17 protein-coding genes and 1 tRNA gene are annotated in these 21,063 nt (G+C 56.4%); 5 read left to right on the plus strand and 13 right to left on the minus strand.

Annotation, left to right across the window (positions count from 1 at the left end; translation table 11 throughout):
* Together B5F90_RS03555 and B5F90_RS03560 are read left to right on the plus strand one after the other, a co-directional pair.
* On the plus strand, positions 1-1,179 hold the full coding sequence (locus B5F90_RS03555) for a DUF1735 and LamG domain-containing protein (protein WP_239307734.1): 1,179 nt from the start codon (positions 1-3) through the stop codon (positions 1,177-1,179).
* Between the two features lie 89 nt (positions 1,180-1,268).
* Positions 1,269-2,165: a discoidin domain-containing protein gene (locus tag B5F90_RS03560; RefSeq protein WP_087361222.1), complete on the plus strand. Its 897-nt coding sequence runs from the start codon at positions 1,269-1,271 to the stop codon at positions 2,163-2,165.
* Between the two features lie 122 nt (positions 2,166-2,287).
* On the opposite strand, the gene B5F90_RS03565 is transcribed toward B5F90_RS03560, so the two are convergent.
* Positions 2,288-3,337 carry a hypothetical protein gene (locus tag B5F90_RS03565; RefSeq protein ID WP_143256095.1) on the minus strand — a complete coding sequence of 350 codons (1,050 nt, stop codon included), beginning with the start codon at positions 3,335-3,337 and terminating at the stop codon, positions 2,288-2,290.
* 4 nt (positions 3,338-3,341) lie between these two features.
* Positions 3,342-4,382, minus strand: a complete 1,041-nt coding sequence (locus B5F90_RS03570) for a nucleoid-associated protein (RefSeq protein WP_087361226.1) — start codon at positions 4,380-4,382, stop codon at positions 3,342-3,344.
* A 156-nt stretch (positions 4,383-4,538) separates the two neighbouring features.
* Between B5F90_RS03570 and B5F90_RS03575 the strand changes: the two genes are divergently transcribed.
* Entirely contained in the window at positions 4,539-5,480 is a 942-nt protein-coding gene (locus tag B5F90_RS03575) for a nitronate monooxygenase (protein WP_087361228.1), read from the plus strand.
* 206 nt (positions 5,481-5,686) lie between these two features.
* On the opposite strand, the gene B5F90_RS03580 is transcribed toward B5F90_RS03575, so the two are convergent.
* The 4 genes from B5F90_RS03580 to B5F90_RS03595 form a co-directional block, all read right to left on the minus strand.
* Positions 5,687-6,877: an FprA family A-type flavoprotein gene (locus tag B5F90_RS03580; protein ID WP_087361230.1), complete on the minus strand. Its 1,191-nt coding sequence runs from the start codon at positions 6,875-6,877 to the stop codon at positions 5,687-5,689.
* A 231-nt stretch (positions 6,878-7,108) separates the two neighbouring features.
* Positions 7,109-8,683, minus strand: coding sequence for a hypothetical protein (locus B5F90_RS03585; RefSeq protein ID WP_087361232.1), 1,575 nt, complete (start codon positions 8,681-8,683; stop codon positions 7,109-7,111).
* 29 nt (positions 8,684-8,712) lie between these two features.
* Positions 8,713-10,320, minus strand: a complete 1,608-nt coding sequence (locus tag B5F90_RS03590) for a RagB/SusD family nutrient uptake outer membrane protein (RefSeq protein ID WP_087361234.1) — start codon at positions 10,318-10,320, stop codon at positions 8,713-8,715.
* 22 nt (positions 10,321-10,342) lie between these two features.
* On the minus strand, positions 10,343-13,546 hold the full coding sequence (locus tag B5F90_RS03595) for a TonB-dependent receptor (protein ID WP_087361236.1): 3,204 nt from the start codon (positions 13,544-13,546) through the stop codon (positions 10,343-10,345).
* 1,120 nt (positions 13,547-14,666) lie between these two features.
* Between B5F90_RS03595 and B5F90_RS03600 the strand changes: the two genes are divergently transcribed.
* Together B5F90_RS03600 and B5F90_RS03605 are read left to right on the plus strand one after the other, a co-directional pair.
* A tRNA-Phe gene (locus tag B5F90_RS03600) sits at positions 14,667-14,739 on the plus strand.
* Between the two features lie 249 nt (positions 14,740-14,988).
* Positions 14,989-16,218, plus strand: a complete 1,230-nt coding sequence (locus B5F90_RS03605; protein ID WP_087361238.1) for a site-specific integrase — start codon at positions 14,989-14,991, stop codon at positions 16,216-16,218.
* A 69-nt stretch (positions 16,219-16,287) separates the two neighbouring features.
* Here the strand turns inward: B5F90_RS03605 and B5F90_RS03610 are convergent, their stop codons facing one another.
* The 7 genes from B5F90_RS03610 to B5F90_RS03640 form a co-directional block, all read right to left on the minus strand.
* Entirely contained in the window at positions 16,288-17,229 is a 942-nt protein-coding gene (locus B5F90_RS03610) for a HipA domain-containing protein (RefSeq protein ID WP_087361239.1), read from the minus strand.
* 3 nt (positions 17,230-17,232) lie between these two features.
* Complete coding sequence (locus tag B5F90_RS03615) at positions 17,233-17,562, minus strand: HipA N-terminal domain-containing protein (RefSeq protein ID WP_087361302.1); 330 nt, start codon at positions 17,560-17,562, stop codon at positions 17,233-17,235.
* The gene (locus B5F90_RS03620) at positions 17,562-17,777 is read right to left on the minus strand and encodes a helix-turn-helix transcriptional regulator (RefSeq protein WP_044054011.1); all 216 of its coding nucleotides are present in this window, start codon (positions 17,775-17,777) and stop codon (positions 17,562-17,564) included. Before B5F90_RS03620 ends, B5F90_RS03615 begins: the two co-directional genes overlap by 1 nt.
* A 372-nt stretch (positions 17,778-18,149) precedes the next feature.
* The gene (locus B5F90_RS03625) at positions 18,150-18,446 is read right to left on the minus strand and encodes a helix-turn-helix domain-containing protein (protein WP_087361243.1); all 297 of its coding nucleotides are present in this window, start codon (positions 18,444-18,446) and stop codon (positions 18,150-18,152) included.
* 67 nt (positions 18,447-18,513) lie between these two features.
* A complete protein-coding gene (locus B5F90_RS03630; RefSeq protein WP_087361245.1) occupies positions 18,514-18,825 on the minus strand; it encodes a helix-turn-helix domain-containing protein in 312 nt (103 codons plus the stop codon).
* Positions 18,816-19,154: a DUF3408 domain-containing protein gene (locus B5F90_RS03635; RefSeq protein ID WP_087361247.1), complete on the minus strand. Its 339-nt coding sequence runs from the start codon at positions 19,152-19,154 to the stop codon at positions 18,816-18,818. The genes B5F90_RS03630 and B5F90_RS03635 overlap by 10 nt, the downstream gene beginning before the upstream one ends.
* 1,204 nt (positions 19,155-20,358) lie before the next feature.
* A complete protein-coding gene (locus tag B5F90_RS03640; RefSeq protein WP_087361249.1) occupies positions 20,359-20,835 on the minus strand; it encodes a hypothetical protein in 477 nt (158 codons plus the stop codon).
* Between the last annotated feature and the right edge of the window lie 228 nt (positions 20,836-21,063).

The following is a 21,063-nucleotide window of genomic DNA, read 5'->3' on the forward strand; positions in this document are numbered from 1 at the left end:
ATGAAAAAAGGATTAAATATCGCGGCCGCATTACTTCTCGCAGCATTTGCCACGGGATGTAACGATGCCGAGTACGGAACGCTCGGAACCCACGCGTTCATCAACGAGAGCACCTCGGCTTCGAGCACGAAGGTCACCATCGACCCCAGCAACGGCGCCGAAGCTCAGCTGACCGTCTGCCTGAGCGAGAAGGCCGACCGCAACTACGACTTCCGTCTGGTAGTGGACGATGCGGTTCTGGCAACCTACAACGCAGAGCAGGCATCGAGCTACGTGACGATGCCTTCGGAAATCTTCACGATGCCCGACAAGATTACCATCGAGGCAGGTTCGTTCAGCGCCAACCCCGTGACGATTCACATCAACCCGATTCCGGCCGAGTACATTGGTGAGACCTACGCTATTCCTCTGCGTCTGGAGAGCGTGGACGGCAACATGCCGACGACCACCAAGACGTCGACCTTCGTCATCACGACCGAGAGCATCATCAGCTCCACACTGCCGATGTTTACGGGACGCACGGGCCTGTCGGCTGCCGGCTTCCCCGTTTCGCTGCCCCAGTTCACCGTAGAGTGCCGCTTCCAGGTAAGCAACACGGCCAACCGCAACCGCGACATCTTCTGCAGCGGCAGCAACATCCTGCTCCGCTTCGAGGACCCGCAGAACTACGACCCCGCAACGGGCTTCCAGGCTCACTCGCTGATTCAGTTCCAGGGTAACGGCTGGTTCCTCAACCCGTCGCTTTCGATTACGCCCAACAAGTGGCAGCACTACGCCATCACCTACGACGGCTCGAAGGTTACCATCTACGTCAACGGCGCATTCGCCGGCAGCAAGGAGGGCACCATTGACCCGAACTTCGAGTTCGCCGGCTGGTTCGGCGGCGGCGGCAGCGATGCCCACGGAACGGGCGACCCAACGTGGTGGGCAGGTTGCAAGATTCTCTGCTCGGAGCTCCGTATCTGGTCGGTATGCCGCACCGAGGCTCAGATTCAGAACAACATGACCACCACCAGCGCCAAATCGGAGGGCCTGGTTGGCTACTGGCGCATGAACGACGGTAAGGGCAAGACCTTCGAGGACTGCACCGGCAACGGCCACACGCTGACCGCCGAGCAGGACCCCGTTTGGGTGGAGAATATCCTCTCGACCGACACCGAGACTGCCTGGCCGGAATAGCCAGCAACACAAATACTGCGCAACCGTAGAGTTGCGCAGTATTTGCTGTAAAAAACACACAACACCAAAAATGAAAAAGATATTCTATAATGAAAAAGATATTCTATTTTGCCTTTGCCTGCGCCCTTGCGCTCGGCGGAGCATCCTGCTCGGATGACAGCTCGTCCGAAGTAAACGAATGGAGTGCCATCTATGTCGGCATCGAGCGCCCGAAGCTGGGCGTCTCCACGCTGACGCTCAATATCAACCACCCGACCGCAGAGGTCGAGGCCAAGGCTTCGGTTCCCGTTACGGTAAAGCTCTCGCGCCCCGCAACGCAGGACATCACCGCAACGCTCGCCATGGAGTCGGACTGCGAAGAGGCCTGGACCTTCGAAACCCTGGAGGTTGTGATTCCCGCCGGCCAGATTACCGCAACGACGACGCTCAACGGCGACTGGTCCTATGCAACCGACGTCGTAAGTTCGCAAACGTGGACTACCAAGATTACCGTCGCGGCAGCAACGCCTTCGAACATTACCCGTCTCTCGACGAATCTGAACGAGCTGACGATTGTCGTAAACAAGGAGCCCGTCGACCTGAAGAACGTCTCGCTGGAGACCCCCTCGGGCAACGAGCTGACCAACCGCTCGAGCTGGACGGTAACGTGCAACGGCACTGAAACGGATACCCTGACCGATGGAGATGCAGGTTCCTACATGTACGTTTACAACAACCTGGAGGTTGTTGTTGACCTCGGCAAGGAGGTAACTGTCACCGGCTTCAAGACGACGAACCAGTGGGGCGATGCCTATGCTCCCGACAAGGTCTCGATTTACACGAGCAGCGACGGCAGCAGCTGGTCGCTCCAGGGCAGCGACATCGAGCTTCCGGCAGCCGGCGACTTCGACTTCTCGTTCACCAAGTCCGTTACGTGCCGCTACCTGAGAATCTATGCGACGGGGCAGAACTGCCTCTTCAGCGAAATCTACATCTACGGCGAGTAGGAGTTGATTCCACGCAAAAAGAGAGGAGGTTCACTTGAGTGAACCTCTTTTTTTATGCCCGCACGCGAGCTGCAGGGCCCCGACCGGGCGACACCGATGCAAAAACGGCAGCGGAAGAGTAATTACGGGATGAGGGGGGCTTTCTCGAGCGGATTGGGCTCGACGTCGAGTCCCTGGAGCATGAAGCGCAGGATGGGGCCGCACTTGCTGCTGCAGGCCGGGTAGTATTCGCCCTGGAGGCGCTCCTCGCTTCGCAGCGAGGCGCCCCACCAGAATTCGGCCATCGCCACGGGGTGCAACCCCGACGTGAAGGCGTACTGAAGCAGCTTCGGGGCGGCGCACTCGCCGGCGCCGGCAGGAGGCACCCGGTGGGGCGTGGCGGCGAATATTTCGTTGAGGTCGCGCACCTCGCCGCGGGCGTTGCGCATGCGGAATTGGGCAAAAAGCCGCTGCTGCAGCTCGGCCGAGCGGCTGTGGCGCTCGACCTTGAGGCGTCGCAGCTCCTCGAGCTGCGGGGCGACGGCCGCCGAGGCCTCGGCAAGCCGCTCGGCCCACTGCCGCTTCAACTGGTGCAGCAGGGCGTGCTCGTGCTGGCTGGCGTGTGTCAGGGCCGCAAGTTCGGCGGCATCGGTTGTCTGCGCCCGAAGCCGCTCCCGCTCTTCGTGAGCGCGCACCTCGGCCGCATGAGCCTCGGAGAGTTCGCTTTGAGACTCCTGCTCGAGGCGGTGCAGCTCGCGCCGGGCCTCGAGCAGCCGGGCATCCTGCTCGAGCGCCGCAACCGCATCGTTGAGCTCGGAGATGGCACGGTCTTCGCGCAAAAAGAAGCCGTCTGGCTGCAGCATGTCATAGACCGGAGGGACGAAGTAGGCATGGTGGTTACTTGCGGCCAGATTACCCGAAAAGGCGGCCAGAAAGCCAACCGCTCCCCCTCTGTCCCGGACAATGAGCACGCCGAACATCTTACCGGCCGCAAGTTCGTCGCGCCACTCAGCGCGCGAAGCGATGTAGGCCTGCACGCTCGCCGAGGCGGCCACGCAGAGCGGGTGGGGACGATAGCAGAAGGGGCAGGTAAAACGCTCGGGAAGCGTTGCCGGGTCAACCTCGACCGGCAGGCGGTGCAGCGGCCACGGAAGGTCGTCCGACGGGGGTATCAACTCTCTGGAAACAGTCACGACGCTACGCCTCCTCCTCGTAGTAGAGTTTGTAGTACTTGCCCCGCTCGTCCTCGCCCTGCTCCAAAAGGTTCGTGTTGCCGTGGACATAGATGTGGAAGTTGCGGTCGAGCTTGATGACGCTCCGGTAGTTGCGCGCCTGGCGCTTGACGGCGGGGTCCGAGATGGCAAACTCGTCCTCGATGCGGATGTCGCGCTCGCGCTCGTACTCCTCCTTGTAGCGGGCGAAGCTCTCGGCCACCTCGGGCTGGCGGATGACCTGCTCCGAGAAGTCGTCGAGCGAGAAGTGCTCCTGCTCGCGGAAGTAGTTCATCGTCTCGTTGAGCAGCTCGGCCTGGTCGGCCTTCGAGACGGAGAACTCCGACGGCAAATGGCGCGTCACGTAGCTGCGACACATCGCCAGCGCATTGTTCGTATTGTGGTAGTTGTCCTGACGCGGACGCACGTGGAGGAAGTCGTCGGTCCAGTAGCGCGCCTCGACGCGGTTCGTATTGTCGACCACCCGCACGACGAAGCCCTGTTCGCGCTCCGAGGCAAGAATGAGGCACCCCTTGTCGAGCCGGTCGACGTTGATGCCGCGAAAGGCCGAGATGTGAAGCCCCTCCTGCTGCTCGCTCACGTCGAGGTACGTATCGCGCGTCTCGGACTTGAAGAGCCCCACCGCGTCGAGCGACTCCCCGCCGAGGCGGCACCCCGAGAAGCAGACAACGTAGAACTCGCCGCCCTTGATTTGGGGATGGCCGCCCGCCTCGTAGAGGTGGCGCGCCAGCGCTACGGAGTGGTCGTAGAAGTGCTCCGCATCGTCGAAAATCCGGCAGGCGAAGCGGTAGACCTCGTTGCACTCCAGGTCGCTCTCGTGGAAGAGGTTGTAGGTCTCCTCGCCCTTGAAGCCCCCGAGGAAGTAGGCTACCAGAATGCGCGTGAGCTCCTCGTCGCCGGTCTGGGTCGAAGGCCCGGGCGAGAGCAGCAGCGGTTCGTCCTTCATCTTGTTGCCCACGAGGTGCAGCGCCAGCGCCTCGATGCGCGTATCGTCGGTATAGAGCATGCGTAATCGGATTTAGACGCTGCAAAAATCGCCATTTTTCGGGGAAACGCCAAATCGAACGCCGAATTCGTGGCGACTCGGCTCCAAAACGAAGTGAGCCGCCGAGCAGAGAAAATCCCCGATTTTTGCTACATTTGCGAAAAACCACACTGCAACATGGAGAACAGAATCTGCCAAATATTCGGCATCCGCTACCCGATTGTCTCGGGCGGCATGGTCTGGTGCAGCGGCTGGCGGCTCGCCGCCGCCGTGAGCCGCGCGGGAGGGCTCGGCCTCATCGGCTCGGGCTCGATGACTCCCGAACTGCTGCGCGAACACATCCGCAAATGCCGCGAGGCGACCGACCGCCCCTTCGGCGTCAACGTACCGCTCATGTACCGCTACGCCGCCGAGCTCATACAGGTCATCATCGACGAACGGGTCCCCGTGGTCTTCACCTCGGCGGGAAATCCGGCCACCTGGACCTCGCGGCTGCACGATGCCGGGTGCAAGGTCGCCCATGTGGTCTCGAGCTCGCGATTTGCCCGCAAAAGCGAGGCTGCGGGGGTCGATGCCGTCGTAGCCGAGGGCTTCGAGGCGGGCGGCCACAACGGACGCGAGGAGAGCTCGACGATGGTCCTCATCCCGCAGGTGCGCGAGGCGGTGACGCTCCCCCTCATCGCGGCCGGCGGCATCGCTACGGGCAGCGGCATGCTGGCTGCCTTCGCACTGGGCGCCGAGGGCGTTCAGATGGGGACGCGCTTTGCTCTCAGCGCCGAGAGTTCGGCCAGCGAGGAGTTCAAACAGCTCTGCATCACGCTGCAGGAGGGCGATACGATGCTCGCACTCAAGCGGCTGAGCCCCACACGGCTTATCCGCAACGCCTTCTACCACCACATGGAGGAAGCCGAGGCGCGCGGAGCCTCGGCCGACGAGCTGCGCGAGCTGATAGGCTTCGGTCGGACACGACGGGGCATCTTCGAGGGGGACCTCGAGGAGGGAGAGCTCGAAATCGGACAAATCGCCTCGCTCATCCGCGACCTGCCGTCGGCAGGCGAGATTGTCGCTTCGCTGGTCGAGGAGTTCAACGCCCGCCGCGCCGCACTTCCGACCCTCTGAGCCTCTGAATCTCCGAGCCGGACACGTAGCGGCCTTTGACCGGAGGCACGCTACCGTTCAGTCCGGCTCCGAACAAAAAAACGGGAGACCCTCTTTCGAGAAGGTCTCCCGTTTGGCTTACTGCCAACGGCTCCACGGACCCGCTGCCCCGCTGCCATCGACCGCGAACACCACGGCACGGGCAGAGGTACACAGCCGCGCGGCTTCTACTGCTCGTTGAAGCGGGCTGCTACCTGCTCGGCGAGCGTCCGGGCGGCGTCGTAGCTGCGGGCGTCGAAGCCCTGCTTCATCTCCACGGGGGTGCAGATGGGCTCCCACTTCATCCGCTCGGCGAACTCCTTCATGCGGCGCACGGCGGCACCGGCCCAGCAGAACGAACCGAAGAATCCGAAGTTACGCGTCGGCACGCAGCGCGCCTCAATCTTGCGCAGCAGGTGTTCCACCTCGGGGAAGAGCTCGGCGTTGTAGGTCGGCGAACCGACGAGCAGCGTATCGTACTTGAAGACGTCGCGCACGACCATCGACATGTCGGCCGTCGTCAGATTGTGCATCACAATCGGCCGCACGCCACGCTCGGCCAGCTCGCGGGCAATCCGCTCGGCCAGCTGCTCCGTATTGCCGTACATCGAGCCGTAGGCAATCACCACGCCATGCTCACCTTCGTAGCGGCTCAGACGGTCGTACATCGAAACCACACGCGGAATCTCGCGCTGCCATACGGGACCGTGCGTCGCGCAGATGGTCTCGATGGGCAGTCCGCCCAGCTTCTGCAGCGCCTTCTGCACCGGAGCGCCATACTTGCCCACGATGCAGGCGTAGTAGCGGCGCATCTCGTCCCAGAAGTGGTCCAGTTCGAGCTGCGAGTCGGTGATGCCGCCGTTGAGCGCACCGAACGTACCGAAGGCGTCGCCCGAGAAGAGCACCTTCGCTTCAGGGCACCAGGTCACCATCGTCTCGGGCCAGTGAACCATCGGGGCGAGGTGGAACTGAAGGGTGTGCGCACCGAGCTGGATGGTGGAGCCCTCCTTGACCTCGAGCGTTCCGTCGGTGATGCCATAGAAACCCGCAAGCATCTGCAGCGTCTTGGCGTTGCCGACAATCAGCATCTTGGGATAGAGCAGACGCAGCGTCCGAATCGACGACGAATGGTCGGGCTCCATGTGGTTTACGATGAGGTAGTCGACCGTTCGGTCACCGAGCACCTCGTGGATGTTCTCGACAAAGCGGCTGCCGAACGCCTCCTCGACCGTATCAATGAGGGCCACCTGCTCGTCGACAACGAGGTAGGAGTTGTACGAGACGCCGTAAGGGAGCGACCAGAGCCCCTCGAAGCGGGTCGTGGTGCGGTCGTTGACGCCCACGTAATGGATTCCGGGAATGATTTCCGTGATTTTCATAACGTCGAAACTTTATTTTGCTGCAAAAATAGCATTTTTTTGCAAACTGAGCTAAAAAACACGAACATAGACGATTTTCCGAGGCGGATTAACCAATTCGGGGCGCCACAGGCTTGGAAGAGCCGAACACAGAACGCCGACAAGACAACGTCCTCACGTCTCCGTCAAAAAAAGACCACTTCCTGGGGAAGTGGTCTTTCATTATCAACTTGTGGAGTGATATTCCTGCCGCTAAAGAGTCTTTTCCAGCGTCTTGATTACCTCAACACCGTCGATGTTCTGTACAAGAACAGCAAACGTGTAAGAGGTGCCGGTTTCCAACTTGATGAAGCCGTTCTCGTAACCATTCTCGGAAACAATCTCCTCAATCTCGGAATCAGACAGGTCTTCACCATACTCGTTGATGATATCCTTGATGTCAATTCCGGAACCCTCAATGACGCTCGTCTTGTTCAGATAAATCTTGCCTGCCGAGATATTGGCACCCTTGATTCGATAGAAGAAGCTCGTCGCCTCGTCGTAGCCCTCGTATGCAGGGATGGTCTCGAGCGTCAGTTCGGGAGCCGGAGCATCGGGAACCTCCTCGCCGCCTGCGTTATACTTGAAGGCAAGAGAGGTCGGAGTACCCGCAACTGCGGCGCCAGCAGCCGTGCCGTAAGGAATGACTACAAGAGTATAGCGACCGGACTTGGCGATGGAAACAAGCAGATTCTCCTCGGCACCCGAGCTCTCCATCTCCGAGCTCTCAATCGTACCGTTGATGATACCTTCAACATATCCCTCAACCTGAGCTGCCGAAGCTACGCCCTCGAAATAGGCATACTTATACGAAGCCACATCATCGTTGGGGGTCAGCTTGAAGATTGCTGAAGAGGTATTGTCCGACGACGTATAGGTACCTACGAACTCAACAGCTACAGTCGGATTGATATCCACGGCACCGGGAAGAACGAGCTTGAACTTGCCCGAAGCATTCGTAGGACGATTGTTGCTGACGGTCGGGATGTTGAGCGAAAGGCCATTCTTGGGGAAGGTAATCACACCATTAGCCAACGTACCCGGAGCGTTGCTGAAGATTTTCAGCTCGCCAAAACCCTCAATGGAGAAGCCCAGAGGCTGCTCGGCGATGGTTACGGCTTCGGGATTCGAGCAATCAAGGGTGATGTAGTAGTCCGAAGCTGCACCCGTAGCATCTGCGAAGTTGTAAATCGCAAACAGACCGGTACCGGCACGGTAGAGGTTCTTCAGACGATAGAGACCCTTATTGCTGTCGGACTGCTGAACCTCAACCTCGAACGATACATTGTCAATACCATAGGCTGCCGTAATGACGTCTTCGGTATAGGTACCCATACCCAGCGAGGTCCAAGGAGCAGGTGCAACAAACGAGAACTCATACGAGCTCATGCCGTAGGGCGACGTGTTCTCCGTATCACCGATGGTAAGCGTGCAGGGATACATCTGGTCCTGCGTCAGCTTCGCATAATCATAAGTGATAACCAGATTGGTAGAGTTCTCACCGGCAGCAAAATCCACCGTCGAGGGAATCGAAAAGAGTGAGCTCTCCTCAGTTGCGAAAATCGAGAAGGAGGCTGCCTCATCGGCGACAACACGGTATACGGGAATCGTAACCGACGAAGAGTTCTCCTCCAGGTTGACCGTCTCGCTCATGTCGGTAGCGAAATAGACCTGCTGACCCGCCGGACGCGGTGCCGGCGTGTAGTCCATCTCCTCCGTGCACGACGATGCGAACATCGTCGTGCCGGCCACGGCCAGAAAATATAATAATTTCTTGATAGCTTTCATGAGTTATCTGTTTTACAAATTACACGTTACTAACGCCACAGGGTACCACGATAGAGAACCGGGTCGGGATTCTGCTGGTCCTTGAGAATCGTATTGGCGCTGACTTCAGCCAGCGGGAGCGGCAGCGTCGTCCAGGGTGCATTGCCGTCGGGGCTGTTATAGCGGCACTCCGCGAAGTGGTTCGTACCGGTATAGCCCTTGAATTGCGGCTTGTCCAGACGCTTGTAGTCGAACATGATGATACCCTCGCCCCAGAACTCAATCTGACGCTGCAGGAAAATCTCATCCTGAAGGCCCTTGCCATCGGAAGCAGCCGAACGGAAGCTCGGGTTTCGGTAGGTCTGCACGAACGTCTCGAGCAGCTGCTTGCCGCGCGAAAGGTTCTGCATACCGGCAGCCTCGGCCTGAATCAGGTACATCTCCTCGACGCGCATGAGCGGGAAGTCGGCAACCGAACCTACGCTGAAGGTAACGCCGTTACCCTCGCCGGGACGGAACTTGAAGCCGGTGTAGGCCTGAATCGAGTTCTCCCACGTCTTCTTGTCGAGCGTCGTCTGATAGTAGGAGTAGGGATACTTCTCACGGTCGGGGTTCACCCACGAACGCTTGCGCCAGTCCGTATCGGGAATCTTGGCGAAGAGCGCCGCATCAATCTGCTTGGCCGAAGACCAGCCACCGGCTGCGCTGTAGCCATAGGTAGCCTCGGGCGACATGAACGATACGAAGTTGCAGATACCGGTCGTTACGACGCGGTTGTCGGCCGTTACGATGATACCCCACATCCATGCAGGCGTCGAGATGTCGTTGAAGCCGGTGGTGGGGCTCATCCACTGAGCCTCGGTCAGCGGCGTGGCACCGCTCAGCTCGATGGCCTTGGTAGCAGCCTCCTCTGCATCCTTCCACTGCTCGCGCTGCAGATATACGCGGGCCAGCATACCGTAGGCAACGGCCTGGTCAACCTTGTTCTTGGCCGGACGCGTGTAACCCTCAAGATACTTGACAGCGTTCTGAAGGTCGGGAAGAATCAACTCATCATAGAGCTTGTCAGTCTCGACGCGGGGATTGCGACGACCCATCTGCTCGGTGGTATTCTCATCGACGATGGGGACCGAAAGACCGTCCCATGCGCCATGCTCCGTACCCTTGTACTCGAAAACGCGGGCCAGATGGAAGTAGGCCATGGCGCGATATACCAGCGCCTGACCAAGGTACTCCTGCTGGGTCGAGGACATGTTCTCGGGGTCAATCTGGCCGATGAGCGTATTGGCCATGTTGATGAGCGAATAGCAGAAGTTCCAGATGAAACGGGGAGCCGCTCCTTCCTGGCTCAGCTCAGGAGTAACACCTCGCCAGTTGAGGAAACCGTTGTCATAACCGTAATCCGTTACAGCCACGTCGGGCGTCAGAGCATCGGTACCCATGCAGATACCGGACCAACCGAAATCGTAGTGCTGTTCGCTGGCGAGTCCCATCGTATTGAATGTCGTGAGCCAGGCATTCATACCGTTTACCAGTGCGGCAGGAGACTCGGCCATCTGCTCGTTGGAAACGTAGCTGGTCGGCAGCTCCTCCTTGATGCAGCCCGTCGTAAGGGATGCAACGGCACCGAACGCAACAAGATATTTCAATATTTTCATATTCGTCCTTCAGTTTTATGGTTTAGAATTTCAGCGTAATACCACCCGAAATCACACGAATCGGAGAGTAACGCGTGTTGCTGACATCGTCACCCGAGAAGGATTGACGCGGGTCAAAGCCCTCACGCTTGGACCAGTAGAAGACATTCTCGCACGAGAGGTAGATACGCAGCGACTCGATGGAGAGCTTCTTGAGCCATCTCTTCGGGAAGGTATAACCGAAGTTGATATTCTGCAGGTTCAGATAGCTTGCATCCTCCAGGAAGCGGTCGCAGTAACCGGCCGTATAGAGGTCCTGGTAACGGAAACGCGGGATATCCGTATTCTTGTGCTCGGGAGTCCACGACTTGAGCACATCGCGGTGGATATTCATACCACCCGACGTACCGGGCGAGCCCATCGTGCTGTAGTAGCCGTAGTCGAAAGCGTAACCGCCAATCGAGTAGGTGAAGTTAACCGAAAGGTCGAAGCCGTAGAAAGCAACCGTCGTACCGAAACCGCCGTAGAGGTCGGGCAGCGAGGTCTTGCCAACCTCCATGTAGTCGGCCTCACTGGTGTTGTTCACCTTCTTCATGCCCTTCGAATGGTCGTTCTTGTCCTCCCAAGCCCAGTACATGGCCTCACCCGTATCGGGATTAACGCCTGCATAGCGCTTGATGTACCAGTTGTAGAGGGGTTTGCCCTCGGCCATCCAGAAGTTGCCGCTCTGATAACCGGCATCATGCTCGATGAGCTCGGCCGGCAGACGGTCGATGACGTTCTTGTAGTGGGTCATGTTGAGGTTCAAATCCCACTGCACGTTCTTCGTGCGGATTACCGTACCGTTCAGGGTCAACTCGACACCTGCGTTGTGCATGTCGCCGATGTTGTCGTAGTAGTACGAATAACCCATCGACAGCGGCACGGGCAGACGGAAGAGCATGTCCGAAGTCTTGCGGTAGAAGTACTCGACCGTACCGCTCAAGCGGCCCTGCCAGAGGCTGAAGTCAACACCGGCGTTGATGTTGGTGTTGGTCTCCCACGTAATGTTGGGATTACCCTTCGTATAGAGCGTACCGGCAACCTCACCACCTGCAGACTGAATCTGCCACAGGTCGGTGTAGCGGTACTCACCGATACCGTCGTTACCCTGCTGACCTACCGAAGCCTTGATTTTCAGCATGTCGACCCAGGGAGCATTGAACCAGTTCTCCTTGTTGATAAGCCATGCGGCGCTCAACGAGTAGAAGTTACCCCAACGGTGGTCGGGATGGAAGCGCGACGATGCATCGCGACGATACGAACCGCTGACGAAGTACTTGTTGTCGTAGTTGTACTCGGCACGACCGAAATATCCTTCGGTGTTGTAGCCGTTTTCATAAGAGGTATTCGTACCCTTAACGATTGCACCAGCCAGCTCGAGCAGCTTGTCCGAGAACATGTTCGACGACGAGGCGTGGAGCACCGAGCTCTTGCGCTTGTAGTTCTCGTGACCAATCATGATGTCGACGGTGTGCTTGTCGTTGAAAGTCTTGTTGTAGCTGAGAATCTGCTGCATGTTGAACGAGAAGAAGCGGTCGTGCTCCTTGCCCAGAATACCGTTCATGTCCTTGTAACCGCCGTAGTAGGGGTTGGTGAAGTTGGTATAGCGGGTCTCGTCGAGGTTGACACCGACGTTGAACTGGAACTTAAAGTCCTTGAGGAAAGTGGCCTCTGCAAATGCAGTACCGGTGAAGGCGTTGCCGATGGCCTGGCTCTCGATGTCGAGCTGCTGGGTGGCAATGGCGTTAGAACCGGTCATCACGGGACGCTGCAGGCCGGCGATACCGTCCTCAGCCTCGCCCGAACCGTAGTCGTAGCGCAGGTGGCCGTACTGGTCGCGCAGGATGTTGCCGTTCTCGTCACGAACGTAGAGCGGGTAGATAGGGCCCATCTGGGTTACCACACCGAAGAGGTTCGATACCGAGTTCGAGCCATAGGAGGCCTCCTCGAATACGCTCTGCGAGTCGTAGTTGGCGTAGCTGGCGTTGGCACCCACCTTGAGCCACTTCTTTACCTGGTAGTCGGCCTTCAGTCGAGCGGTGTAACGCTTCATGTAGGAGTTGGTCACGATACCCTTGTCGTTCATGTAGCCGAACGAACCGTAGAAGCTGCCGCGGTCGTTCGAAGCCGACACGTTGACGTTGTACTCCTGACGCACCGAGGTGTGGAAAGCGGCATCCTCCCAGTCATCGGGAGTCAGCAGGTAGCGGTTGCCGTCCGACGCCGTGTAGACGTTGCCCAGCGTGGCGTTGGGGTTGATTTTACCGTTGGAGCCGATGAAATACTGGCCCTTGGGCACATTGTAAACCTGATAACGGAGGCTGCGAATCAGCTCGTCGTTGGCGTAGCGCTGAGCGGCCGAAGCTCCGTAACCGAGTTCATTGACACCATAATCATACATGGCACCGTAAATCGTCTCGTAGTAGAGAGCCGGATTGTCCACGTACTCGTAGTCGCGAACGGCACGAGAGTTGACACCCACCTTGGCATCGACCGTAACGATTGCATCGCCGCCCTTGCCGCGCTTGGTGGTCACCATGACGACACCGTTGGCACCACGCGAACCGTAGAGGGCCGTCGAGGCAGCGTCCTTGAGGACGGTCAGGTTCTCGATGTCGTTCGAGTTGATGAGGGCCAGGTCACCGTCGTAGGGGATACCGTCGACAACCCACAGAGGGTCGGTGCTCGACGAGATGGAGCCGATACCGCGAATCATCACCTTGGGAGCCGAACCGGGCTGACCCGAAGTGGTCTGCAGCTGAACACCGGGCGAAGTACCCGAAAGCAGCTGAGCGACGTTCGACGTCTGCATCTTGGCGATATCCTCGGATTTAACCACCGAAGCCGAACCGGAGAACGCTTCCTTGCGGGCCGTACCGAACGCCACGACAATCACGTCGTCGATGTCCGTCGTATCCTCATGCAGCGTGACATCGATGCGGGTCTTTCCCGCAACAGGGACCTTCACGGCCTGGTAGCCGATGAAGGAGATGGCCAGTGTGCCGTCTGCCGGAACCGAGATTGCGAACGAACCGTCGGCGCCGGTCGTTGTACCAATCGAGGTGCCGTCAAGAAGAACTGTCGCACCCGCGATGGGACTCCCATCGTGCCCGGTCACTGTACCGGAAACTTGCCGTTGCTGAGCGCTCGCCAAGGCGAAGATGCCCATCGCAGCAATGAACGATAGTACAATTTTTCTAACCATAAGCGTTGTTTTTAATTGGTTTTTTAGAATAAAAGTTCAATGTCAAAGATATGAAACTAATATATAATTTGCAAGTGATTTTTATTAAATAATTTAAGGAATTTACAATTATTTGCGTTTTTTGAAGGCATTAATTACAATTTTTTCTTAGATGTAAAAAATGAGGTTACAATCCGTAACCACCATTTTGACCCATAATAGAGCTATTTCGACCACCGAGCGACGGAGCCGCCCCGCAACTGGCGATAAATCGAACTTAAAACCAACCCTACAGAACAAAACCGGGCTCCCGAAACTTCATCCTGACGCCAGGCAGGGCGTTCGAGCTCGTCACGCAGGTACGAATGTGTAACCAACGTATAAATTTTTGCGGTCCGGATGTTTTCATGACCCCGAAACTGGCCATTTGCCTTGTTGGCGACGTCCCGGACAAGGGCAACCGTCGTGGCAAAGGGGAGTTGGGAAGAGTAGAATGCAAGCACCAGCCAATGCCGGCGCGATTCAAGACCTGCCCCAGCCGGCAGTTGTACCAGCCACTGCCGTTGACCGGAAGCGGACTTGCCAGACAATACGGGAATGGCCCGGAAGGATTACCGCCGCGGAGCCGCCTTATCCGGGAACCCGAAGTTGGCAAAAGCGATTCGGCCGCCCCACTCCTGGCGATGGGCAGCGGTTCAAAGGGGCTCGGAGCTGCCGGGCGGAAACAGAACCACTCACGCGACACAATGCTACCGCACAATGCCGGAATGGAGCCCGCCTCCGGCATTACATGCAACAGACTGCGCAGGCAAGGCCGTTTCCAAAACGCTCGCAAAGGACAAATAGAGGTACACCTATATTATATAAGTTTTAAGCGCAAACCTGCTACCCTTGAGCCGAACACCTCGTTGCGGCAGCGGGAAAATCCGAGCAGGCTCTTCCGCGAAGCATCAGCCAAACGACACTCTGTGCAGAGCAAAAAGCTGTTTTACAGATAGATAATCCGGCAATAAACTCATTCACCAAATAAAAAAGAGACAAAAACGACAAAAAAGAGGCTCGAGGACTTGCAGTTTCGAAAATTATGCCTATCTTTGCACCACAATACGAGAGAAACACACCGTGTAACCTCGTAACGGATGGTGCCATAGCTCAGTTGGTAGAGCAAAGGACTGAAAATCCTTGTGTCCCCGGTTCGATTCCTGGTGGTACCACTTTGAAGAGAAGCAAAAAGTTGCAAAACCCTGATTTCCAAACGAAATCAGGGTTTTCTCTTTTTGTCGGCAGCGCAAAAAACAGCGGTTTTCGGCACCTTTTGGTGGAGCAATCGGTGGAGATGAAAACCACCCCGTTTATCTCCACCGAATTTGCGCCTTTCTCGCTGAACTTCAATATTTTGCATAACGCTAAATCGGGTCAGATTTCCTACATTTGTCGAACCAGTCAAAGAGCAAGTAGGAACCATGAAAAGAGATTCGTTTCGCGTGCTGTTCTTCCTCAAGAAGACCAGGCTGCTGAAAAACGGAGAGGCCTCCGTCTGCATGCGCATCACCGTCAACGGGACGCGCGTCGAGAACAACATCCGCAAGAGCATCGACCCTGCCCTGTGGAGTCAGGCCAAGGAGACGGCCCGCGGCAAGAGCCGCCGCGCCTGCGACCTGAACACCTATATCGAGGAGGCCCGCATCAAGCTGTATCAAATCTTTTGCGAACTGGAGCAGCAGAACCGTCCCGTCACGGCCCATCTGCTGCAGGAGCTCTTCTTCGGGCAGGAGAAGCCGAAAGAGGTCCGCACGCTGTTGGGAACCATGCAGGAGCACAACGACCAGTGCCGGGCGCTGGTCGGCACGGACTATGCGCTGATTACGGTCCGCCGCTACGAGAGTTGCCGGCGTTATCTGGCCGAGTTGATCCGCCAGCGGTACGGGAAGGAGGATCTGCCCCTTGCGGAGGTCAACGGCGAACTGGTCCGTGCCTTTGCCTTCTATCTGAAGACGGAGAAGGGATGCCAGCAGAATACCGTCATCCGCTACATGAAGTGTCTGAAGAAGATTACCAATCTGGCCCGCGCCAATGACTGGATGGCGAAGGACCCCTTCCTCGGAATTCGTTTCCACGAGAAGGAGGTCGTCCGGGAGTTTCTGACGATGGACGAGCTGCAGACCATCTACCGCAAGGAGTTTCCGCTGGAGCGGCTGACGCTGGTCCGCGACGTCTTCATCTTCGCCGCCTTCACGGGGCTGGCCTTCATCGACGTGCAACAGTTGGCCCCGGAGCATATCGTCCGCGACAACAACGGAAATATCTGGATCCGCAAACCCCGTCAGAAGACGAAAAACATGTGCAACATCCCGCTGCTGGATATTCCGCAGGAGATTCTGCGCAAGTATGCCGACCACCCCACCTGCCGGAAGAAGGGCGTATTGCTGCCCGTCCCATGCAACCAGAAGATGAACAGCTATCTGAAGGAGATTGCCGACATCTGCATGATCCGCAAGAATCTGACCACGCATTGTGCCAGGCACTCGTATGCAACCTCGGTCTGCCTGGCCAACGGCGTCAGTCTGGAGAATGTGGCCAAGATGCTGGGGCACTCCAACATCAAGATGACGCAGCACTATGCCCGGGTTCTCGACAGTTCCATCCTTCGGGACATGATGCAGGTGGAGAGAGCCATCTCCAAACTGGGATAGCGGAATGCGCCCTGCTAAATTCACAAAACAGCCCGGGGATAAGTATCTCCGGGCTGTTCAATGTCATGGCTATACCAACCGGCTGATCCTGTCTCGGATGATCCCCTTGTACTCCTCTTTCATCTCTTGCGGCAGGAACGATCGATCCACATATGCGAACCAGACGTCCTGTGACTTCCGAAACTTGTGAAAGATGTTTTCTATAACCTTGTCGCCCAAACCCGAAGCCTGCATGGAAGCGATAAAATCTTCTTTCCGGATTTTCCGCTTCTTGCCATTGAGCGTCAACGCCAGTTCCTCGTTATCCTCCGGCATGACCAGCGCTGTGGAGAGCATGTCGTAAGCCGGAGTAAGCAGATGTTTACCCGGCACCTCGCTATAAAGCGAGAAGTTCTTCAGATGCATGTCGGCATTCCCCGTGATCCACGAAAACACGACCTGCTCCCAAAAGTTGACCTGATCCAGCAAGGGGGTTGCAGATAATCTCCGGATGGTCTTGTCGATCTGTTCATACGAACCTTTGTATTTGTGCTCGGTCAGGCGCCCGGTCAATTGGCACATATCCTCCATGGGTAATTTCACGCCTTGGGAAGTGCGGTCAATACGGCGCGTGATATAGCACAGTTCGCCATCAGCAAAGCGAATCAGGCTGTGAGGCACGACCCTTATTCTGGCCAGTTCGGCCAAATGCATCGTTAAATCCTCCAACTCGGGCAAATGGGCGAATCGTTCGGTTGGTGGTTTCAGAATATACCGTCCCCACAGCCCGACAATCGTAAAACGGTCGACCTCGTTTCGTCCACCCTTGAGAATATCGAGCGACAATTTTGCCTGTACCCCCGTAAGTGTCGTTTGGCTGCGAATTACCTGTCGGGCAAGATCTGTCAGATTTTCGCGCGTGTAGGGCAATTCGGGAGGACACGGAGTCCCGAATATTTTTTGGGAACAACGCTTGTGAAAATCCTTTTCACCCGCGGTCAACTCCCCGTAACAATACAAACATACCGCCATCGATTACTCCTCCTTGGTGATTACGGGTTGAACTCCAACAGCTCCGATACAATCCTTACAGCAGGCCAAAAGCAAGGCCATGCGATCGCGGGCATCGATTTTCCAGTTCCTTTCGGCAATATCCAGCAACCAGCCCTCGGGAATCAACCCGTCAAAAAACGGGAACAGCACTTTATCCCGATAGGGACGATCGCTCAACGGAAGGGTCAGACTCACAGCCTGCGCATCCGGTGCAGCCAAATAACCGGCATCGTATACGAATGTATAACCGTTCTCGTCTTCAGTCAGGATGCCGGCCCGTCGATCCTGAAAAAATACAACTGCCTGTTTCATCATTCATCGGTTTTAGTCATCGGTACGGCTCCCACCTCATAGCCAAACAGATTCAGAATCTGGTTGACCTTGTCAAGACGAAGTGTCGGCTTGCCCTGCTCCAGTTCGCGGATAAAACGCAGTCCCACACCGGACTTCTCGGCAAGTTCCACCTGTGTCAGATGATATTGTCGGCGCATCGACTTGACCGAGTTGGATAGAGATGTCTGTTTCATGATTTATACCCCTTTGGGTACAAATATATCAAATATTTTTCATTTTGTACCCTTACGGGTATAAATTTATATTTAATCATCCCTATTATACCCGATAGGTGGCACATGACACTCCTTTCATCCGGCAGCAAGGTAATGGGCCGGAGCGAAAAGCCAACCTCATGCCCCAAAGGGTTTTCCCCGGGAGAGGTCTCCGCAGATGGAGATGCTCCCCGTGAAAAAGGTTGTCGTATTCGCTCCGGCCCGTTTTGGAAGATGCTACCGATGAAAAGGAGAAAAACTGTGAACGGTGGCATTGTGAGAGATCGGTTGCTCGTGTTCCCTTTCTGTCTTCTGTCTGTTCTGTCTTGTTGCCTCCGTTCTACCCCTTGTCTACCGAAATTCGTTGCGATAACCCTCCTCCAGCATCCGCTCGACATCCGAGGAGCGGTAGAGGATCTTGCCGCCCAGCTTGATGTAGGGAATCCGTCCCTGGTTACGATAATCCTGCAAACTCCGGCGGCTGATCTTCAGCCGCTGCGAAAGCTCCTCGTCCGTATAGAAACTCTCGCCGTCCAACGAAGACTTGCGCTTCGAAAACAACGTCTCCAAAGCCTTGGAAAGACGCTCCAGTGCCTGGAAGTACGAGCGGATCCGCTCGTCATGTTCCGTAATCAATTCATTGCCCATTTTCCGTCTGTTTAATGCGAGATCCGGCTCGACACCACTACGAGTGCCACGATCCGGATCCCGCTGTTTATACCCTGTTTCTGCGCTTCTGTTCGTGTCTGCGCCGTGCCTCCAGCACCGCAAGGAACGACCGCACATCTTCTGACCGGTAGTAGATCTTGTGGTTGATCTGCGTGTAGGAGAGTGACCCGTTGCCGCGAAGGGTCTGCAACGTCCGTTTGGAGATATTCAGCAGCTGGCAGACCTGCTGGTTGTCCAGCCATGGCTCCGGCTCGCCGATGCGGTGCGCATGGCAGAGCGCGTCCATCCGTCGGGCGAACTCCTCGAACCGCGCAAGCATCCGCTCAAAGGTTCGGGATTCTACATTGACTATTCCCATGGCAGTGTCGTTTTAAGATCCCGGGAAAGAGCTTGGATCCGGTTGCGACACCAGACCGTAATCTCCTCGTCAAAGGTTGCGAAGTGGTGTTCCAGCACGCGGTCCAGATAGCTGTACATCGAGATTTTGTCGTTGTCGAGGAGTCGCACGATTCGCTGGATCCGTTGGTGAAACTCCGGACGGACATAAATGGCCTTGCCGTGGAGAGCTGCGGTCTTGACCGGCTGCAGGAAGAGGCGCTCATAGTTCGAAACTTTTCTCGATAAAGTCCCGGAGTCGAGGGACACCGTTCGGCTGTCACCCCGAAGTTCATTCTTCTGTTCTTGCATAATGATTGGCTTTTAAGGTTTCGGGAGCGAATATAGAGGTAGCGGAGGCGTTTTCTCCACCATTCGCGCTCTATGGCAGTGGTTGGCGTCGGTGTGGCACAGGTTGGCGTCGGTAGCAAGCCCAAACAGAGTATTTCAATTGATTTTCGAGGCGTAGAACCATACGCCATAGTGACCTTGATAAGGAGGACATTAGAACGTCCTAGTGTTTTACTTCCCAACATAAAGGGGCCTACTGACATCAACAGATCAAGAAAACAGAAGATCGAGAGATCTTGGCATCAAGATCACAAGGGAACAAGATTATAAGGGCTCTTGAGGTCAAGAGAACATGACGCCTGGAGATCAAGAATCCATGAGTCCAAGACCTCAACAGTGCCTGAGTCCCAGATTTCAAAACTTCTTGAAATCCTGGCATCAAGAACTCTTGAGATCTGGAGTTCTTGACCTCTGGAGTTCGCGAGTCCAAGAGTTCATGATTTCGGGACATCAGAGGTTCTTGACTTCTGGAGATCAAGACGCCAAGACTTCAATCCGTATTGATTTCCTGGCATCACTATTTCATGATGGATTGAGTTCAAGATTTATTCATCCCATTTCACGGCAATTTTGTTCCCGATGTCAGCTTCGGGAACGGGTGGTTCGCCTCTTCAGATTGGCCGGCGAACAAGCGGGAACGGGACGTGATATTCGACCCGTTTTTGGGGGTCAGAAACATTATATGTTTTGCCCCCCGGCAAGCTGTGTTTTCAGTTACGCAAAATTGATTTCGTAACAGAAAACAGCTTGCCCGCAAGGGGGTGGAAAATTCCTCCGAAGTCGTCGTTTTTTACCGGGGCCACCGTGGCCCGACACGAAATTTAGCCGGCGAAGGATTTTCGAAACCCCCTTCGCCAGAAAACAGGGAAGATCCGGCCATTTTGTCGTGGGAAAGTGGCGGTTTATCGCCTGAATCAGACTTCAAAACAGCCCGTTTTCGACCGATTTTCGGTGGTTGAGGATGCAAAATTGCGGACAGATTTCACGAATTTGGACGTGCTTTTAAGCCCTCAATTCATCCAATTGAGAGCCTCTAATCCGACATTTTGCGCTATCAAAAGCAGTGGAATTTGTCCTCTTTCAACGTCCAATTCTGCGGAATTTCGGTCATTCAGAGCCGGTTTTGAAGCGGTTTCAGTACCAATTTTCCCGTGAAACGAGACGTTTATTGCGGGAAACAACGCACCGGTTTGCGCCCCAGTTCCAGCCCGCAAAGGACGTCGAGCGAGCTGGGGCGGCCGTCCGTGCGGAGCGCGTAGACGCTCTCTTCGGCCATTGTGGCGATGGTGTAGTTGCGGGTCTGGGCCGTTTGCCAGCCGGTTCGGCGGGCGTTGCGGACGGCAAAGATCAGGATGCGCTGCTCGGCCAAGGCCTCTTCGACGGCGGGCGGATAGCGGCAGTAGAGGGCGCGCCCCAGGGCCCAGATCACCGGATGGCGAGCTTTCAGCAGGAGTTCGAAGACGGATTTTTCGAGCGGCGACTGGAAACCGCTGATTACGACGCGGTCGGTTGCGCAACACGCCTTGGCCCAGCGCAAGACTTGCTCCTCAACGGCCGGTAAAACGACGCGCGAGGCAAAGAAGGCGACCTTCCGGCGGTCGAGCAGAGCTGGATTGCCCGTATAATCGTAATCGAAAGCCATAAAAAACGTGGGTTGCCGCATTGACTTATCCCACACTCAGGCCTTCGCTGCCCACAACAGAAATAAGCAACACGGACAGCCCACGCGAAACGTGTATCGTGCACATAGCAAGCCAAAGGCCTGCGGGCACAATACATGCGTCCACGAGGCGTCCAGTTACATCTCTTTCTGCTGTTCAAATTTGCGAAGTTTGAGTGTGAAAGAAAACGTAACGAAACGTTCGTAAAT

This window comes from Alistipes sp. An31A (genome assembly GCF_002159425.1).
Taxonomy (GTDB): domain Bacteria; phylum Bacteroidota; class Bacteroidia; order Bacteroidales; family Rikenellaceae; genus Alistipes; species Alistipes excrementigallinarum.

What these genes read in the sequence shown, in the direction of transcription:
- B5F90_RS03580 (WP_087361230.1), bottom strand. Translation starts at nt 6,877, where the DNA reads ATGAAAATCACGGAAATCATTCCCGGAATCCATTACGTGGGCGTCAAC.
- B5F90_RS03575 (WP_087361228.1), top strand. Translation starts at nt 4,539, where the DNA reads ATGGAGAACAGAATCTGCCAAATATTCGGCATCCGCTACCCGATTGTC.
- B5F90_RS03560 (WP_087361222.1), top strand. Translation starts at nt 1,269, where the DNA reads ATGAAAAAGATATTCTATTTTGCCTTTGCCTGCGCCCTTGCGCTCGGC.
- B5F90_RS03610 (WP_087361239.1), bottom strand. Translation starts at nt 17,229, where the DNA reads ATGGCGGTATGTTTGTATTGTTACGGGGAGTTGACCGCGGGTGAAAAG.
- B5F90_RS03595 (WP_087361236.1), bottom strand. Translation starts at nt 13,546, where the DNA reads ATGGTTAGAAAAATTGTACTATCGTTCATTGCTGCGATGGGCATCTTC.
- B5F90_RS03585 (WP_087361232.1), bottom strand. Translation starts at nt 8,683, where the DNA reads ATGAAAGCTATCAAGAAATTATTATATTTTCTGGCCGTGGCCGGCACG.
- B5F90_RS03640 (WP_087361249.1), bottom strand. Translation starts at nt 20,835, where the DNA reads ATGGCTTTCGATTACGATTATACGGGCAATCCAGCTCTGCTCGACCGC.
- B5F90_RS03620 (WP_044054011.1), bottom strand. Translation starts at nt 17,777, where the DNA reads ATGAAACAGACATCTCTATCCAACTCGGTCAAGTCGATGCGCCGACAA.
- B5F90_RS03615 (WP_087361302.1), bottom strand. Translation starts at nt 17,562, where the DNA reads ATGAAACAGGCAGTTGTATTTTTTCAGGATCGACGGGCCGGCATCCTG.
- B5F90_RS03555 (WP_239307734.1), top strand. Translation starts at nt 1, where the DNA reads ATGAAAAAAGGATTAAATATCGCGGCCGCATTACTTCTCGCAGCATTT.
- B5F90_RS03625 (WP_087361243.1), bottom strand. Translation starts at nt 18,446, where the DNA reads ATGGGCAATGAATTGATTACGGAACATGACGAGCGGATCCGCTCGTAC.
- B5F90_RS03635 (WP_087361247.1), bottom strand. Translation starts at nt 19,154, where the DNA reads ATGCAAGAACAGAAGAATGAACTTCGGGGTGACAGCCGAACGGTGTCC.
- B5F90_RS03630 (WP_087361245.1), bottom strand. Translation starts at nt 18,825, where the DNA reads ATGGGAATAGTCAATGTAGAATCCCGAACCTTTGAGCGGATGCTTGCG.
- B5F90_RS03590 (WP_087361234.1), bottom strand. Translation starts at nt 10,320, where the DNA reads ATGAAAATATTGAAATATCTTGTTGCGTTCGGTGCCGTTGCATCCCTT.
- B5F90_RS03605 (WP_087361238.1), top strand. Translation starts at nt 14,989, where the DNA reads ATGAAAAGAGATTCGTTTCGCGTGCTGTTCTTCCTCAAGAAGACCAGG.
- B5F90_RS03570 (WP_087361226.1), bottom strand. Translation starts at nt 4,382, where the DNA reads ATGCTCTATACCGACGATACGCGCATCGAGGCGCTGGCGCTGCACCTC.